15 protein-coding genes are annotated in these 16,176 nt (G+C 36.8%); 11 read left to right on the forward strand and 4 right to left on the reverse strand.

Annotation, left to right across the window (positions count from 1 at the left end; all coding sequences use genetic code 11):
* The 5 genes from ACNART_RS01360 (at nt 1) to ACNART_RS01380 (ending at nt 5,229) form a co-directional block, all read left to right on the forward strand.
* Nucleotides 1–879: a heme/hemin ABC transporter substrate-binding protein gene (locus ACNART_RS01360; RefSeq protein ID WP_349443002.1), complete on the forward strand. Its 879-nt coding sequence runs from the start codon at nt 1–3 to the stop codon at nt 877–879.
* A 13-nt stretch (nt 880–892) separates the two neighbouring features.
* On the forward strand, nt 893–2,239 hold the full coding sequence (hutW, locus tag ACNART_RS01365) for a heme anaerobic degradation radical SAM methyltransferase ChuW/HutW (RefSeq protein WP_198619522.1): 1,347 nt from the start codon (nt 893–895) through the stop codon (nt 2,237–2,239).
* Between the two features lie 42 nt (nt 2,240–2,281).
* Entirely contained in the window at nt 2,282–2,770 is a 489-nt protein-coding gene (hutX, locus tag ACNART_RS01370) for a heme utilization cystosolic carrier protein HutX (protein WP_232797447.1), read from the forward strand.
* A 6-nt stretch (nt 2,771–2,776) separates the two neighbouring features.
* A complete protein-coding gene (locus ACNART_RS01375) occupies nt 2,777–3,403 on the forward strand; it encodes an NAD(P)H-binding protein (protein ID WP_198619521.1) in 627 nt (208 codons plus the stop codon).
* A 227-nt stretch (nt 3,404–3,630) separates the two neighbouring features.
* On the forward strand, nt 3,631–5,229 hold the full coding sequence (locus ACNART_RS01380; protein WP_198619520.1) for an ABC-F family ATPase: 1,599 nt from the start codon (nt 3,631–3,633) through the stop codon (nt 5,227–5,229).
* 90 nt (nt 5,230–5,319) lie between these two features.
* Here the strand turns inward: ACNART_RS01380 and ACNART_RS01385 are convergent, their stop codons facing one another.
* The gene (locus tag ACNART_RS01385; RefSeq protein ID WP_416303413.1) at nt 5,320–5,820 is read right to left on the reverse strand and encodes a hypothetical protein; all 501 of its coding nucleotides are present in this window, start codon (nt 5,818–5,820) and stop codon (nt 5,320–5,322) included.
* Nucleotides 5,821–6,847: 1,027 nt separating this feature from the next.
* On the opposite strand from ACNART_RS01385, the gene ACNART_RS01390 reads away from it, so the two are divergent.
* From ACNART_RS01390 to fhuB, 5 genes are all read left to right on the forward strand, one after another.
* Entirely contained in the window at nt 6,848–8,932 is a 2,085-nt protein-coding gene (locus ACNART_RS01390; protein ID WP_198625625.1) for a TonB-dependent siderophore receptor, read from the forward strand.
* Between the two features lie 74 nt (nt 8,933–9,006).
* Nucleotides 9,007–9,552, forward strand: coding sequence for an ABC transporter ATP-binding protein (locus ACNART_RS01395; protein ID WP_416303414.1), 546 nt, complete (start codon nt 9,007–9,009; stop codon nt 9,550–9,552).
* A 36-nt stretch (nt 9,553–9,588) separates the two neighbouring features.
* A complete protein-coding gene (locus ACNART_RS01400; RefSeq protein ID WP_416303415.1) occupies nt 9,589–9,789 on the forward strand; it encodes a hypothetical protein in 201 nt (66 codons plus the stop codon).
* Nucleotides 9,780–10,700 carry an iron-siderophore ABC transporter substrate-binding protein gene (locus ACNART_RS01405; RefSeq protein WP_198619515.1) on the forward strand — a complete coding sequence of 307 codons (921 nt, stop codon included), beginning with the start codon at nt 9,780–9,782 and terminating at the stop codon, nt 10,698–10,700. Before ACNART_RS01400 ends, ACNART_RS01405 begins: the two co-directional genes overlap by 10 nt.
* Nucleotides 10,690–12,657, forward strand: a complete 1,968-nt coding sequence (fhuB, locus tag ACNART_RS01410; protein WP_198619514.1) for a Fe(3+)-hydroxamate ABC transporter permease FhuB — start codon at nt 10,690–10,692, stop codon at nt 12,655–12,657. Before ACNART_RS01405 ends, fhuB begins: the two co-directional genes overlap by 11 nt.
* Before the next feature lie 70 nt (nt 12,658–12,727).
* Here fhuB and ACNART_RS01415 read toward each other — a convergent pair whose 3' ends face one another.
* Together ACNART_RS01415 and ACNART_RS01420 are read right to left on the reverse strand one after the other, a co-directional pair.
* Complete coding sequence (locus tag ACNART_RS01415) at nt 12,728–12,958, reverse strand: MFS transporter (RefSeq protein WP_308301892.1); 231 nt, start codon at nt 12,956–12,958, stop codon at nt 12,728–12,730.
* A gap of 22 nt (nt 12,959–12,980) precedes the next feature.
* Nucleotides 12,981–13,577: a TetR/AcrR family transcriptional regulator gene (locus ACNART_RS01420; RefSeq protein ID WP_368926756.1), complete on the reverse strand. Its 597-nt coding sequence runs from the start codon at nt 13,575–13,577 to the stop codon at nt 12,981–12,983.
* Nucleotides 13,578–13,730: 153 nt separating this feature from the next.
* Here ACNART_RS01420 and ACNART_RS01425 point away from each other — a divergent pair, with 153 nt between their 5' ends.
* Nucleotides 13,731–15,233 carry an MFS transporter gene (locus tag ACNART_RS01425; protein ID WP_198619512.1) on the forward strand — a complete coding sequence of 501 codons (1,503 nt, stop codon included), beginning with the start codon at nt 13,731–13,733 and terminating at the stop codon, nt 15,231–15,233.
* A gap of 3 nt (nt 15,234–15,236) precedes the next feature.
* On the opposite strand, the gene ACNART_RS01430 is transcribed toward ACNART_RS01425, so the two are convergent.
* Nucleotides 15,237–16,124 carry a LysR family transcriptional regulator gene (locus ACNART_RS01430; RefSeq protein WP_102086831.1) on the reverse strand — a complete coding sequence of 296 codons (888 nt, stop codon included), beginning with the start codon at nt 16,122–16,124 and terminating at the stop codon, nt 15,237–15,239.
* Nucleotides 16,125–16,176: the final 52 nt, after the last annotated feature.

Raw genomic sequence — 16,176 nt, forward strand, 5'->3', positions numbered from 1 at the left:
ATGAAAAAAATAGTAATCGCACTTAGTTTGTTATTGTTGCCTTTTAACTTAATGGCAAAAGAAAACAAAAATAATGAACGCTGGGTTATTGCTGGAGGCTCTATAACGGAATTGGTTTATGCCATAGGTGCTGGCAATAAGGTTGTCGGTGTTGATGAAACAACGTCTTATCCTGAACAAACACAAGCATTGCCTCATATCGGATATTGGAAACAGTTAAGTACAGAAGGCATTCTGTCATTACGCCCTTCTACTTTTGTGACTTGGGATGATGCTGAACCTAGAATGGTATTACGCCAACTCGCACAACATAATGTAAAGGTTATTTCTTTACCAAGAACACCCGCTACGTTTGAATTAATGCTTAAAAATATTCGTACCTTAGCGGTTTCATTAGATAAACAGACAGAAGCAGAAACTTTGATTAGTTCACTGCAATCTCGTTTAGCGACGATCACAGCTAAAAATAATCACATTAAGCGTAAAGTAAAAGTGTTGTTCTTTCTTTCACCAGGAGGGGGAATTCCTCAAGTTGCAGGAAAAAACAGTGTTGCAGATGCCATTTTGGCATTAGCGGGTGGAGATAATATCGCCACTCACGAAAATTATCGTATCTATAGCGCAGAAGCCATTATCGCGGCTGATCCAGAAGTTATCGTGATAACCACACAAAGCCAACAAAACCATACTGGCGGTATAAGAGCCTCTGAAGGATTAGCGTCCGTTCCCGGTGTCTCAATGACACAAGCATGGAAAAATCAACGCATTATTGAAATTGATCAATCCCTTATTTTGGGAATGGGACCTCGTATTGTGGATGCCGTGGAGTTATTGCATCAACAATTTTATCCCGCTGATCCTGTTAATGATAATAAGTAGGAATGATTTAATAATGAAAGAGTTAGTCGCAACACATAGCACGCAATTTTCGACTGAAATCGATCTTACTCCCCATTTTGCACTTGAGGGTGATAGCCCTTTTCGTGATAGACATGCCACAATGCCGTGGCGAGGCTCTGTACCTATTGCGAAAGGAGATCAACAATCTACATGGCAAACACTGTTAAACAGTAAAACGCCTGCGTGTAAACGTTTGTTGTATATTCATATCCCTTTTTGTGCAACGCATTGTACATTTTGTGGTTTCTATCAAAATAACTATCACGAAGCAGCCTGTAAGCGTTATACCGAGGCATTACTGCGTGAGATATCGGCTGAATCAGATAGCTTACTTTATCAGTCAGCACCAATTCATGCAGTTTACTTTGGCGGTGGAACCCCTTCTGCATTATCAGCAAAAGATCTCTATCGTGTGATCACACATTTACGCCAATCACTCCCCTTAGCACCAGATTGCGAAATCACGATTGAAGGTCGCGTTTTAAATTTTGATGATAATCGAATTGATGCTTGTTTAGATGCAGGTGCAAATCGATTTTCTATTGGTATTCAAACCTTTAACAGCAAAATACGTAAACGAATGGCAAGGACATCAACCGGTGAAGAAGCCGCTAAGTTTATGAAAGGACTCTGTTTACGAGATAGAGCTGCTGTGGTGTGTGATCTGTTATTTGGATTACCGGGACAAAATGCGCTGAATTGGCAAGAGGATCTGACTATTGCCCATGATATTGGCTTAGATGGTGTCGATTTATATGCCTTGAATTTATTGCCAAATACACCATTAGGTAAAGCTGTCGAAAATCAACGTGTGACAGTACCAACACCGATAGAAAGGCGAGCGCTTTATCTTCAAGGTTGTGATTTTATGGATAACGTGGGTTGGCGTCAGATCAGTAATAGTCATTGGGCTAGAACAACTCGTGAACGCAATCTCTATAATTTATTAATTAAACAAGGCGCGGATTGTCTTGCCTTTGGCTCTGGTGCTGGTGGTTCAGTTAATGGTTATTCTTGGATGATTGAACGCTCACTCGATAATTATTATCAAAAAATCACGGATAACCAAAAACCGTTGATGATGATGAGCCGTACAACAGACAGCGGTTTTCGTTGGCGTCATGAACTACAAGCGGGCATTGAATGTGGTCGTGTTGATTTAGCCAAATTAAGTCCGCAAGCGACTCAGCTCTCCCCTTTATTAAATCAATGGTATCAAGCAGGTCTTGTTGAAGATGATTTTCTTTGCATGAAACTGACCAATGAAGGTCGGTTTTGGGCAAGTAATTTACTGACTTCCTTACAGCAATTAATTTTGCAGTTAAATACTCCTCGTTAATCTCATCACCCTTACTATTAATGAAAAGATGGAAACAACATCATGAATACAGAGTTACAACAATTTTTAATGACAGAGCCTGATGGCACATTGGAAACTATTGCGACGCAATTTAATACAACGTTATTAGACGTTGTAAGACATTTACCATCACGTTCATTAATGGGTGGTGAGCAATTCGATATAGTGTGGGATAACGTCATGAAATGGGGTAATGTCACCACGCTTGTGCATACTCAAGATGTTATTTTAGAGTTTAGCGGTGAATTACCAAGTGGTTTTCATCGTCATGGCTATTTTAACTTACGTGGTAAAAAAGGAATGACAGGCCATATTAAAGCCGAAAATTGCCAATATATTGCGATGATCGAGCGTAAATTTATGGGTATGGATACCGCCTCTATCTTATTTTTCAATCATGAAGGCGTTGCAATGTTTAAGATTTTCCTTGGTAGAGACGAACATCGTCAATTGTTACCAGAGCAATTATCAGCCTTCCGTCAATTAGCACAACAATTAAATAAGGAATAATTGCGCGTGAAAACATGGGTTATTTTTGGCGCTGGCGGTAAAGGTGTTGGCGCACATATTGCAGATATTGGCGTTACACAACGACGCCCTATTGTGGCTTTAGTTCGTTCCGAAGAGGCAGCTAATCGGTTAGAAGAAAAAGGGATCAAAACAGTTATCGGCGATGCGATTGATGCTAAGGCTGTTGAAGCTGTTTTAACATTGGCAGGAAAAGAAGCAGACATCATTTCCACAATGGGCGGTGAAAATGATTATTTAGCTCATCGAACCGTAATTGATACTGCGGAGAAAATGGGTTTTCAGCGTATGTTAATGGTTTCTTCGTTAGGGTGTGGCGATAGTTGGGTCGCGTTATCTGACAGAGCAAAAGCCGCGTTTGGTCAAGCTGTGAGAGAAAAATCATTGGCTGAAGTGTGGTTGCAAACCAGTCGTTTTGATTATGCGATTGTCAGACCCGGTGGATTACTGAATGGTGAAGAAACGGGTAAGGCTCAGCTTTATCAATACGAAGAAACTCATGGTTTAGTTAATCGCCGAGATGTTGCACGTTTAGTGGCACAACTTCTAGACGCTGACCTTTTAGACGATCAAGTCTATGCCGTAGTTGAACCTGGTTTAGTGCCTTCTAAATAAGCACGTTATGTATTAATATCTACTCTATTATTCTTGGAGATAGCACTTTTGTGTTATCTCTTTTTTCTTATTTTTCTCGTGGGCAATAACTCACATTACGATGTGTTTTTCTCTCACAACAAAAATTCCTTTATAGTCATTCGTCACTTTACTGTCTTAATAGGGGTAACTTGTGGCATAATGCCGCCCCATTACCTTTTGTCATTCACTAATAATGAGTATTCGTCTTGTTAATCAGCAATAATATCACTATGCAGTTTGGCTCAAAGCCTCTGTTTGAAAACATTTCTGTCAAATTCGGTGGCGGAAATCGCTATGGTTTAATCGGTGCCAACGGTAGCGGTAAATCAACCTTTATGAAAATTTTAGGTGGCGATTTAGTGCCAAGTAGCGGCAACGTATTTCTCGATCCTAATGAACGCCTTGGTAAACTAAAACAAGACCAGTTTGCTTATGAAGAGTTTACTGTGCTTGATACGGTAATTATGGGTCACACAGAACTTTGGGAAGTGAAGCAAGAACGCGAACGCATCTATAGCTTACCTGAAATGAGCGAAGAAGACGGTTTACGTGTTGCTGATCTTGAAGTGAAATTTGGTGAAATGGACGGTTATACCGTTGAATCTCGTGCTGGCGAATTATTGCTAAACGTAGGTATTCCATTAGAACAACATAATGGCCCTATGAGTGAAGTGGCTCCCGGTTGGAAATTACGTGTGTTACTTGCGCAAGCCCTGTTCGCTGATCCAGATATTCTATTATTGGATGAACCGACGAATAACTTGGATATTGATACCATTCGTTGGCTTGAGCAAACGCTAAATGAACGTAACAGTACCATGATCATTATTTCCCATGACCGTCACTTCCTAAATATGGTCTGTACGCACATGGCAGACTTAGACTATGGTGCGCTTGCTGTTCATCCCGGTAACTACGATGAATATATGTTTGCAGCGACTCAAGCTCGCGAACGTTTATTAGCGGATAATGCGAAGAAAAAAGCACAGATTAGTGAATTACAATCTTTCGTGAGTCGCTTTAGTGCTAATGCATCTAAATCACGCCAAGCAACCTCTCGTGCAAAACAAATTGAGAAAATTCAATTAGCAGAAGTGAAAGCGTCTAGCCGTCAAAACCCATTCATTCGTTTTGAACAAGAGAAAAAATTATTCCGTAATGCGCTTGAAGTGGAAAATATCTCTAAAGGCTATGATGATAATGCCCCGCTGTTTAAAGACGTCAATATGATGCTTGAAGTGGGCGAAAAAGTGGCTATTTTAGGTAATAACGGTGTGGGTAAATCGACAATGATCAAAACATTAGTCGGTGAATTAACACCTGATACAGGTCGTTTAAAATGGTCTGAAAACTCAAACATTGGCTATTATGCACAAGATCACGCAACTGATTTTGAAGTGGATATGACAGTATTTGATTGGATGAGCTTATGGATGAAACCAGAAGACGATGAGCAATCTGTACGCAGCGTATTAGGTCGTTTACTGTTCTCTCAAGATGATTTGAAGAAATCAGTCCAAGTTTTATCTGGTGGTGAAAAAGGTAGAATGTTATTTGGTAAGCTAATGATGCAAAAACCAAACATTTTAATTATGGATGAGCCGACCAACCACTTAGATATGGAATCTATCGAATCATTGAATATGGCATTAGAGCTTTATCAAGGTACGTTGATTTTCGTTTCTCATGACCGAGAATTCGTTAGCTCATTAGCAAACCGTATTATTGAAATTACACCTGAAAAAGTGACTAATTTCCAAGGAACTTATGATGAGTTCTTAGCGAAAAAAGGTGTTGAGGCTTAATCGCCGCCCTATTTATTAAATAGTAGATAAGATAAATGAAAAAGGCTTAGTGAATTGACTAAGCCTTTTAAAATTTAGATAAATGGGTTTTTACATTCTTATTTTATTATAGTTTCCTGAAATTTCCACATCAGGCTTATTTTTTATTTTTCTATTTATTTTTATCATTATTTCCAAGCCACTGTATAATAAAGGAGTTTCAAATAATAAATCTTCACTGATTTGTTTTTCTTCGATAAGCTTAAATTTCTCTTCTTTATCCTTTTTATATTTTAAATCCATATGTTTATCTGATAATAAAATACCCAACATATCTATATTGTTTAATAATGCTACATTTAACGCACTATCATTGATTATAGACCCAGTAGTATCTTTTTCTTTCTTTGCTAATTTATTTATATTTGCGTTTTTACTAATCATTTCACTGTTATTTTCATACCTCAACAATGAATTTTTAATATCATTTAAATCATTTTCATTTTGTTTTTCTGTAATAATTTTCATTAAATATTTTATTTCATCATTAATTTCGATCAATAAAGAGTGATCTATAACTTCTAAATTTAATATTGAATTTAATTTTTTCATTGAATTGCTAAGCTTATTTGCTAGAAAATTTGCAGGGGATTCAACATATTCTTTAATTTTATTAATTAAATAACTTTGAGTTCTTTTTTCTGATACTCTAATTTTAATTATATCTTCATCCTTTTCACTTTTTTTATCTACTTTTATTTCCAGTAAATCAGTTATATTTGGAAGCTTTCCATCTTTATGGTTTGTTTCTATAATTTTATTAAAATTTCCAGAAAATAAGATGTCGAGATATTTTTCTTTGTTAAGATTTTCTGTGTCAAATTTATTGGAAGATAAAATGTTTATTTTATTTTTTTGAGACTCTATTTCTATTTTTTTTAATTTTTCGATGATATTTTCTACAACTATTTTATTTAGCTCGGCGGAAAACTCTTCGCTAATAGTTTCTTTCTTGTTATTGCCATTTAAAATTAAGTTGTCGATTTTTGAATTTATTAAATATTTATTTTTGTTATTAATATCTTGTAAGTCTAATCTTTTTATAAATAATATGTCATTATAATATTTAAATACTTCATTTATTTCTTTTACACTATAAATATCGGTGTTTTTAGGTAATATGGAAAAAATCTTTTATCTTATCCCAGATAGTCATGACTTTATTGACTTTTTCTCCAGATAAAACCCTATCAACTTGAGCTGATGTTAGTTTACTATTTCCTATGGTTATGCTATTCATATTTCACTTAGTTTGAAAATATTTAAAGTAAAATAATAATAAATAATAATAAAATTACTTAATATAAATAAATATATTGATTATTTTAATAAAAAATACTTTTATTTTTTATAATGTAGAGCATATGCCAATATATCAATAATACTATTTTTATGTTTAAGCCACCATGCACAACATCGCAGCACTTCTGTCGGTGGACGCCTTGCTTGGATTGACATAAGCAGTTAATTAACCCGAAAAATTATCATTTATAGACATTTTTGCATAAATTAATTTACCTTAGTATCGATTACATGAATAATAGTGGTAATAGTAATGATTATTATTCGGTGACTTATTGTGATTAATTTTTATGCATTTAAATTGAAACCTGTGGCATTACTTTGTTCTGCCACCCTTCCTTTTATTTTGACTACACAGGCTTTTGCTGAAGAAACAGCAAAAACAGAACACGTTGAGAAGCTTGTTGTGAGCGCTCAAGCACTAAAAGTAAATACACGTTTGCAAGAAACACCTAAATCGGTTTCTGTTATTTCTCAACAAGATCTAGAAACACATGCTCCACAAAAATTAGATGAAGCATTGCGTTATACATCTGGTGTTGTCTCTCAACCTTATGGTGCGGATAACGACACAGATTGGCTTCGTGTTCGTGGCTTTGAAGCAGCAACCTATTTAGATGGTAGCCGTCTTTTCCGTGATGGTTATTATACATGGTTATTAGAGCCTTATGGTTTTGAACAAATTGAAGTGGTAAAAGGCGCATCGGCGGTATTATTTGGTGAATCGACACCAGGTGGTGCGGTTAACGTCGTACAAAAGAAACCCAGCTTTAAGCCTCAAAATGAAGTATTTCTTGAGGTCGGAAATAATGACCAACGTGGTTTAGGTTTTGATGTTTCAAGTGCTACCGATGATAAACGTGTGCGCTATCGTCTTGTTGGATTAATGAAAAAGTCAGATGGAGAATTATCTCACACTGATAATGAGCGTATTTACCTTGCGCCAAGTGTTGCGATCAACCTGACTGATGATACATCATTAACCTTTATGGCAACCTATTTGCATGATGATGGTACGCCAACTAATCCTTTCTTCCCTGCTGCCGGTACATTAATTTCATCTCCTTTTGGTAAAATAAAGCCTACTACCAACTTAGGTGAACCAGGATACGATAAATATAAACGAACCCAAATTTCAGCTGGTTATTTATTAGAGAGTAACATCAATGATGTTTGGCGTTTTTCTCAACGTTTAAATTATGGTTATAACGATCTGCTCTTACGTAGTGTTTATGCATTTCCTAATTCAGATATAACAGCAACAGAATTGAATCGCGGTGTTGTTTTCCGTGATGGTAAAAATCAAAGTATTACCTTTGATAATAATGTGGTCGGTGAATGGGATACGGATAACTTTGAGCACACATTATTAGCAGGCGCAGAGTTGCAATATCACCAAACTAAAGGTGATGAACAAGATAATTATAGTTTTGGCACCATTAATCCTTGGAACCCTATTTACGGAAACTATACCCCACTCAATCCAGCAGATAACGTTAATCGGACTATTGATAAAACCCAATATAGCCTTTATTCACAATATCAAACCAAATTTGATAGTCGCTGGATTGCCGTTGCTGGTGTACGCCAAGATTGGGTAAAAACAGAGAATACAGCAAAAGTAAAAAATGAGGATAAATCTCGTACTGATAGCGAATTTAGCCTGAATGCAGGATTAATGTATTTAGCGGATAATGGATTATCGCCTTATGTCAGTTATTCCGAGTCCTTTGAGGTAATGAGCACTATCGATCCAGCAACAAAGGATCTGTATAAACCGTTAAAAGGTGAGCAAATTGAAGCAGGTGTGAAATATACACCTGATTTTATGGATGGCTACTTTAATATTGCTTGGTTTGATATCACTCAGAAAAATGCGCTTGTTGCAAACCCAACGACATTTGTTTCAACACAAACAGGTAAAGTGACTTCAAAAGGTATTGAGGTAACAAGTGAAATGCAATTAACGGAACGTTTAGCGTTAAAAGCCAATTACACCTATACCGATATGCAAACCGATGACACGGGTAATAGAGGTAAACAACAAGCAGGTTTAATTCCTAAACATACTGCTTCTGCTTGGGGTAGTTACACTATTCCAATAACAGGAACCCAAGATTTAACTTTAGGAACGGGTGTTCGTTATTTAGGTAAATCTAAAGATAATCCTAAGAGCAGTGATTTAACAGTACCAAGTGCAACATTATGGGATATGGCAGCAACCTATAATTTCAATAAACAGTGGCAATTACAGCTAAATATCAACAATATTCTTGATAAAGAATATCTCTCTGGCTGTGATTATTACTGCTATTACGGGCAATCTCGTTCTGTTTTATTAAACGCTAAATATCGCTGGTAATTTTCTTTTTTATTCCGCTTTTTATTGTTAACCATGCAATAAAAGGCGGAATATGATTTTATAAATGAGTGACCATGTTTGAACTCTCAAATATTCAAATGGATCGCGGTGGACGCACTATTTTATCAATACCCTCACTGCGTATTTCAGATTCAGGATTAACCATTGTGCTTGGCCATAATGGCTCAGGTAAATCGACACTCGTCAGTTTGTTATCGGGTCAGCAAATTCCTGATAGCGGATGTCTCACACTAAATAACCGTAATATCTCACAATATAAGCCTCGTGATTTGGCTAAACAAATCGCGTTTCTTCCCCAAAAACTTCCCGCTTCTGCTGGATTAACTGTCAGAGAATTAGTGCGTTTAGGACGCTTTCCTTGGCGTGGAACATTAGGCCGTTGGAATAAAAAAGATGATGAAATTATCACAATGGCGATGGAAAAAGCGGGAGTACTTCCTTTCGCTAACACGCTTGCAGATGATTTATCAGGTGGTGAGCGTCAACGGGCTTGGGTTGCAATGTTACTCGCTCAACAATCACCGATCTTGATCTTAGATGAACCAACCTCGGCATTAGACATACATCATCAATACCAATTAATGGAATTGTTGAGTTAGTTAAATCAAACTCAGCACGTTGGTATTATTGTTATTTTGCATGATCTTAACCTTGCCTTGCGTTATGCCACTCATATCATCGCCCTTAAAAAAGGGAAAATTGCGTTTGAAGGTGAAGCCTCATTACTTTTTGATGATGAGCGACTCTCCTCGCTTTATGAAACACCCATTAAGCTGATTGAACACCCTGATAATAAAGGCTCACAACAACATAAAGTGGCGGTGGTATGCGTGTAATATTACAAAAAATAGTTAATTTACTGTCCTTTTGTTTAGTAATTTTATTAATTACCCCCACAGTAAATGCGGCGCAACATAATAATGAAAAGACTTCTAACACACCGCAACGTATTATTGTTTTAGACTGGGATTTACTTGAACAAATATTAACACTTGAAGTTATCCCCGTAGGGGCAACTGAAATTGCAGGTTATAACCAATGGGTTGCTCACCCTATTGCACCGAATTCTATTGAAGAAGTTGGTATGCGAGCAGAGCCTAATTTAGAAAAAATAGCGACGTTAAAACCTGACCTTATTTTAGCATCAAGCTCACAACAAGATTTATTACCTGTATTAGAAACCATTGCTCCTGTGGTTTATTTACCTAATTTTTCTCGCCAAGATAATGCGGCACAAGTCGCTCTAGCGCATTTTAATACCCTTGCTTCGCTTTTGGGAAAAGAAGCTCTCGCACAACAAAAGTTAGCTGAAATGGACGCTACTTTTGCGCAATTTAAAGCAAAGTTACAGCAGGCATTTATCACATTACCTGAAGTAGAAGTGATCCGTTTTTCTACGCTCACCTCCATCTTTTTATATACTGAAAATTCAACAACCGAATATGTGATAAATAAGCTGGGGCTGAAATCGGCAATATCATTACCGCCACAACCTTGGGGTATTGATCAACGAAGAATGAATGTATTGCAACAGATTAAACATGGTTATGTCCTTTATATGTTGCCTTTTCCTGATGAAAGTAAACTGCAAAAATCAGTATTATGGAAAGCCATGCCATTTGTACAAAATGGGCATTTTCATTCAGTCAAACCTGTCTGGAATTATGGAGGAATGACATCATTGACATTAATGGCGCAAGCCATTACTGAAAGCTTATTAGATATGGCACCTAGTAATGAAAATTAAGCAACTTACTTTCTATTTTTTGGTAATTATCTTATTAAGCATTACCAACTTACAAATTGATAATTCTCTTTCTTTATCTCATCAATTGTATTTATTGGCTAATTCAGCCACAACAATGCCTTTTGCTGATGTTTTTTTCTTGCACGCACAATTACCACGTTTAGCTATGACCGTTGTTATTGGCGGGTTATTTGGTGTTGTTGGCAGTTTAATGCAGCAATTAACGCAAAATAATTTAACTTCCCCTTTAACCTTAGGAACTTCATCAGGTGCTTGGCTAGCCTTAGTGATCGTTAATATTTGGTTCACTGGCTGGGTTACAGATTACAGTGCAGTAGCTGCAACAATTGGCGCTTTATTAGCCTTTTCTCTGGTGATTATTATTGCAGGTATTCGCAATATGACCGGCTTACCTTTAGTTGTTTCAGGTATGGTGGTCAATATTTTATTAGGCGCTATTGCAACGGCATTAGTGACATTAAACTCACAATTTGCTCAAAATATATTCATGTGGGGAGCTGGTGATTTAGCACAAGATGGCTGGGATAAAGTTTATTGGTTATTACCACGAATAACACCTGTTTTACTTATTTTTATCTTTGCACCTCGTATTCTCACTTTATTACGTTTAGGGCATGAAGGTGCGGCGGCTCGTGGGCTTTCTGTTTTACCTGCATTTGCCTTTTTCATTATATTAAGTACTTGGTTAGTTTCTGTTTCTATTACGGCTGTTGGTGTAATTAGTTTTATCGGATTACTTGCACCTAATATAGTTAGAACATTAGGAGCTAGAACGGCTAGCCAAGAACTCATTGCAAGTGGATTAATGGGAATATGTTTGCTGTTAATTACCGATAGTCTTGCGATATGGGTTGGTCAGTGGCTCAATACAGTTATTCCTAGTGGTGTTACGGCAGCGGCTATTGGGGCGCCAGCATTAATTTGGTTTAGTCGTAAGAAAATGCGAGCTCAAGATCAGCTTTCTATTTCAATTATTTCTCAAACTAAAAAAATATCGAATTATACGGTCATAGGAATAACGGCATTATTAATACTTGGATTAGCGCTTACCCTGTTTATTCATATTAATGAGCGCCAATGGTTATGGGAAATACCTTCCGTTTATCAATGGGCTTTGCGTTTCCCTCGTCTATTAACAGCACTCTTTGCTGGTGTTGCACTGGCTATTGCTGGCGTTATTTTACAACGTTTAATTTATAACCCGTTAGCCAGCCCAGATATTTTAGGTGTTTCATCAGGTGCAACCTTCGCTTTGGTATTTTCTAGCTTAATTCTGGGAAGTACTTTACAAACATCACAATGGGGAACTGCGTTATTAGGAAGCGGCGTTGTTATGATTATCTTATTAGTGTTGGGTAAAAGGCACCAATATGCCCCTGCCAGTTTAATCTTAACGGGTATTGCATTAACCGCGAGTTTAGAGGCTTTTATTCAGTTTTTCTTAGCGAAAGGTTCGTTAAGTAGCTATAAAATATTATTGTGGTTATCAGGCTCGACTTATCGTGTAACAGGGCAACAAGCTATTTATTTTGCATTAGCTATCATCTTTATTGTGGGCGTTGTTTTATTACTCACTCGATGGTTGGCATTAATATCAATTGGTCGAAACTTTGCTTTAGCGCGAGGATTACATACAGCGCGAGCAAGTATTATTTTACTGATTATTGTTTCTCTGTTATGTGCATTAGTTACGTCAACTGTTGGCCCTATCGCCTTTATTGGCTTAGTCGCTCCTCATATGGCGGTATTAATTGGCGCTCAAAAAATAAAATCACAATTAATTCTTTCGGGATTAATCGGTGCGACTTTAATGGTTTGGGCTGATTGGCTTGGGCAAATATTGATTTATCCTGCACAAATTGCCGCAGGAACTTTAGTAGCGATTTTAGGTGGTAGCTATTTCCTTTGTTTAATGCTGTTAAATCGTAGTCGCTGATCGAAAAAAGCCTAAGATATCAACATTAATCTTGCTGATATTCTTAGGCTTTAATTATTATTGATTGTGCTTAAATCTTACTGTTGTGATTATTTATGCGTTTAAAGCCAATAAATGCAATTAACATCACTAAAGTACTTGCGCCAATGGCAACCCATACGCCAGATTGAACACCAGAATAATCAACAAGTTGCCCTGTTAATGTTGCACCAATTGCTGTGCCTACATTTAATCCTGAAAGTAACCATGTCATTCCTTCAGTAAGCTGATTTTCTGGAACTATCTTCTCAATAAGTGACATTGTCACGATATATCATTAACGCTTATTTTAGCAATTGAGTAAATTGCTGATATAGCATATTACCTAATGTTTTTTCGGTATATTCTTCGCTATGATCTAAATTATCAACCGCAGCATGCATACCATGATAAATCAATGTACTGGTTAATTCCGGTTGTGTAACATGCCAAGTTTTATTTTCTGTACCCGAAATTAACAGTGTTTGAATTTGCTGTAATGCTCTATTTTCATGAATATTGCTGCTTTGATGAAATACTTGATGAAAAAGCATGTCGTGTAATTCTTGTTTCTCAACATAAGCAATAACGCTGATTTCACACCACTGTTTTAATTTCTCACGATGATCTTGTTGTGAGCAGGCATCCATGGCGTTATCTATTTTATTTAAATACCAATCCATATAACGTGTTCTGAGCGCATCAAGAACGTCTGTTTTGGCAGAAAAATAGTGATAATACGTTCCTTTTGCTACCCCTGCTTTTTTTACAATATCGCTAACGGGTGTGGCATCAAAACCTTTATCAAGAAATAACGCTTCTGCGGCATTCATTAACTCTTCTAAACGAACCTCTGCGGGTTTTGTTCTTGGTTTATCTGTTATTTGTTCTTCTAATGACATTGCTTATCTCCCTCAAAGTCGCTTGTAAAGAGTACTCTATATTAAAGCGAGTCACAATGATGACAAATGAAACTCATTATCAACACCAATTGACCGACGGTCGGTCGAGTATTATTATGCCATTATTATTCATCATTAAGGCAATAAAAGCTTATGACTTATTTAAAACGACTGTCACTTATCTGTGCCATTTGTTTAGGTACTTTTATGGCAACTCTCGATATTAGTATCGTGAATGTAGCTCTGCCAACTATTCAAAATGATATACATGCTGATATGGCAACCTTGCAGTGGATTGTTGATGCTTATGCGCTTTGTTTGTCAGCCTGTATTTTGTCATCAGGTCCTTTGAGCGATCGCTTTGGGCGAAAAAAGGTATGGCTATGGGGCGTGATTATTTTCACGTTAGGTTCAGTAATTTGTGCGATTGCACAGCAACATGAAATATTAATTCTTGGACGTATTATTCAAGGTATTGCCGCGGCTGCACTTATTCCGGGTGCATTGTCTTTAATTACTCATGCTTTTCCTATTGATATTGAACGGGTTCGCATTATCGGTATTTGGTCTTCAGTCAGTGCATTATCGTTAATTATTGGTCCTATTTTAGGCGGTTTTTTAGTTTATGTGAGTGGCTGGGCGAGTATATTTCTTATTAATATTCCTATTGGCATTATTACCGTCTTATTAGGTTGGTATGGATTAAGTGAGAGTGCTGATCCTGAAAATGTTGCTTTAGATCCTTTTGGCCAATTAACCAGTATGTTGGGATTAGGATTACTGACTTATGGTTTAATTGAAGCTGGCTCTGTGGGTTGGTCACATTATAGAACAGTATCAACACTGATTGCGGGGATTATATTCCTTGCCCTTTTCTTAATGATAGAAAAACGTGTGGAGCGTCCTTTATTACCACTGGCTTTATTTAAAGATCGCACGTTCTTTCAATATAACCTTTCTTCTTTTACCTTGGGTTTTGCTACATACAGTAATGTATTTTTTATCGCATTCTTTTTGCAAAAAGCACAAGGTTGGAGTGCATTAGAAGCGGGTTGGAGAATGGCACCAGAATTTATTGCAATGGCACTATTTTCTATGTCTTTTGGACGGTTATCTTCTTATTTCTCTGTTAGAAAACTTATGATCTGTGGTTTCTTATTAATCGCTATTTCTTCTTGTTTATTAGCGACATTAGCAACAAATAGCCATTATGGAATAACAGGAAGCTATCTGTTTGTATTAGGTGCTGGAATGGGATTAGCAACACCCGCAATAGGTGCTTTAGTGATGAAAAGTGTGTCACCATCTCGTTCTGGTATGGCGTCTGCAACCATGAATGCATTAAGACAAACGGGTATGACAATGGGAATTGCTTTATTAGGCACTTTGATGGTGCAGCAAGCAATTCATTATATGGTGCTCCAAAGTCAGACATTGGGAATATCTGTAAGTTATACCGATATTGTTAGTTTGGTGACTGAAAATACGACAAATAGTTTAGACAAAGGATTTGTCACTCTATTACCAGAGGCATTTAATTCGGGGTTTGCTTATGCAATTGCGATCGCGGGGATCTCATGTTTTGTGACTTTATTTATTGTGCTCTTTCCTGTTAAAGCAAAACATAAGGCACTTACTCAACAAATCACAGATTAATATCTATAAACGTTGAGCTAGAAATTCAAGAAAAGACTCAATATTACGTGAGAGTGTGCTACGAGTTGCATATATTGCCACTAAGTTAATCGTTGCGGGTTGTTGAGGAAACTCGATAGCTCGTAACTTCCCTTCTTTAATCATATCAAGGCAGCAATGCTCAGCTAAAATAGCAAATCCCAATCCTTTTAATACTGCTGATTTTGCTAATATGGCACTGTTTACTCGATAATTACTATTAATGGTTACTCTGATTGGCTTTTTATCTTCATCCATAAATATCCAAGGTTGCCCTTCTAGTGCGCTTAAGCTAGAAATACAAGGCATTTTGCTTAATTGTTCAATATGTGTGGGTATTCCTGTTTTTTCTAATAATTCATTAGATGCCACAACAATACTGCGCCATGATTTAATTAAGCGTGAGTGATAGCTACTATCCGCTAAATTTCCACGATGAAAAGTTAACAGTAAATCAATATCATCATCGATGATATTTCTTGGCATTAGTTGGGTATCACATTGAATAAGTAAATTAGGATGAAGTGCAGCAAAATCAGCCAAAATATCACCAAGTAGCTCACTGCCATATTCACTCGGAATAGTTAAACGGAAAGTACCCGTTAATGGTCCATCACTAGTGATATTGCTTACAACATTGTCTAATTCAGTTAAGGTTTTTATTCCTTGCTGATAGAGTATTTTGCCTTGTTCAGTAAGGCGCATTTTTCGAGTTGTTCTATCAATAAGTTTACAATTGAGTTGCTGTTCAAGCTGTTTAATTGCACGACTGATATTTGAGGTAGGCATAGATAATAGCCGAGCTGCTGCTGCAAATTGCCCTTGCTCTGCTACGGCAGAAAAAATACGTAATAAATTAAGATCGATTTGCATAAATAATTCACTGCCTACTGTATTTCTATTACTCAATATAGGCAGTGTATCA

Origin of the sequence: Proteus sp. LHD240705, from assembly GCF_047921555.1 — a bacterium.
Taxonomy (GTDB): domain Bacteria; phylum Pseudomonadota; class Gammaproteobacteria; order Enterobacterales; family Enterobacteriaceae; genus Proteus.

What these genes read in the sequence shown, in the direction of transcription:
- ACNART_RS01360 (WP_349443002.1), top strand. Translation starts at nt 1, where the DNA reads ATGAAAAAAATAGTAATCGCACTTAGTTTGTTATTGTTGCCTTTTAAC.
- hutW (WP_198619522.1), top strand. Translation starts at nt 893, where the DNA reads ATGAAAGAGTTAGTCGCAACACATAGCACGCAATTTTCGACTGAAATC.
- hutX (WP_232797447.1), top strand. Translation starts at nt 2,282, where the DNA reads ATGAATACAGAGTTACAACAATTTTTAATGACAGAGCCTGATGGCACA.
- ACNART_RS01385 (WP_416303413.1), bottom strand. Translation starts at nt 5,820, where the DNA reads ATGAAAAAATTAAATTCAATATTAAATTTAGAAGTTATAGATCACTCT.
- ACNART_RS01395 (WP_416303414.1), top strand. Translation starts at nt 9,007, where the DNA reads ATGTTTGAACTCTCAAATATTCAAATGGATCGCGGTGGACGCACTATT.
- ACNART_RS01405 (WP_198619515.1), top strand. Translation starts at nt 9,780, where the DNA reads ATGCGTGTAATATTACAAAAAATAGTTAATTTACTGTCCTTTTGTTTA.
- fhuB (WP_198619514.1), top strand. Translation starts at nt 10,690, where the DNA reads ATGAAAATTAAGCAACTTACTTTCTATTTTTTGGTAATTATCTTATTA.
- ACNART_RS01415 (WP_308301892.1), bottom strand. Translation starts at nt 12,958, where the DNA reads ATGTCACTTATTGAGAAGATAGTTCCAGAAAATCAGCTTACTGAAGGA.
- ACNART_RS01420 (WP_368926756.1), bottom strand. Translation starts at nt 13,577, where the DNA reads ATGTCATTAGAAGAACAAATAACAGATAAACCAAGAACAAAACCCGCA.
- ACNART_RS01425 (WP_198619512.1), top strand. Translation starts at nt 13,731, where the DNA reads ATGACTTATTTAAAACGACTGTCACTTATCTGTGCCATTTGTTTAGGT.
- ACNART_RS01430 (WP_102086831.1), bottom strand. Translation starts at nt 16,124, where the DNA reads ATGCAAATCGATCTTAATTTATTACGTATTTTTTCTGCCGTAGCAGAG.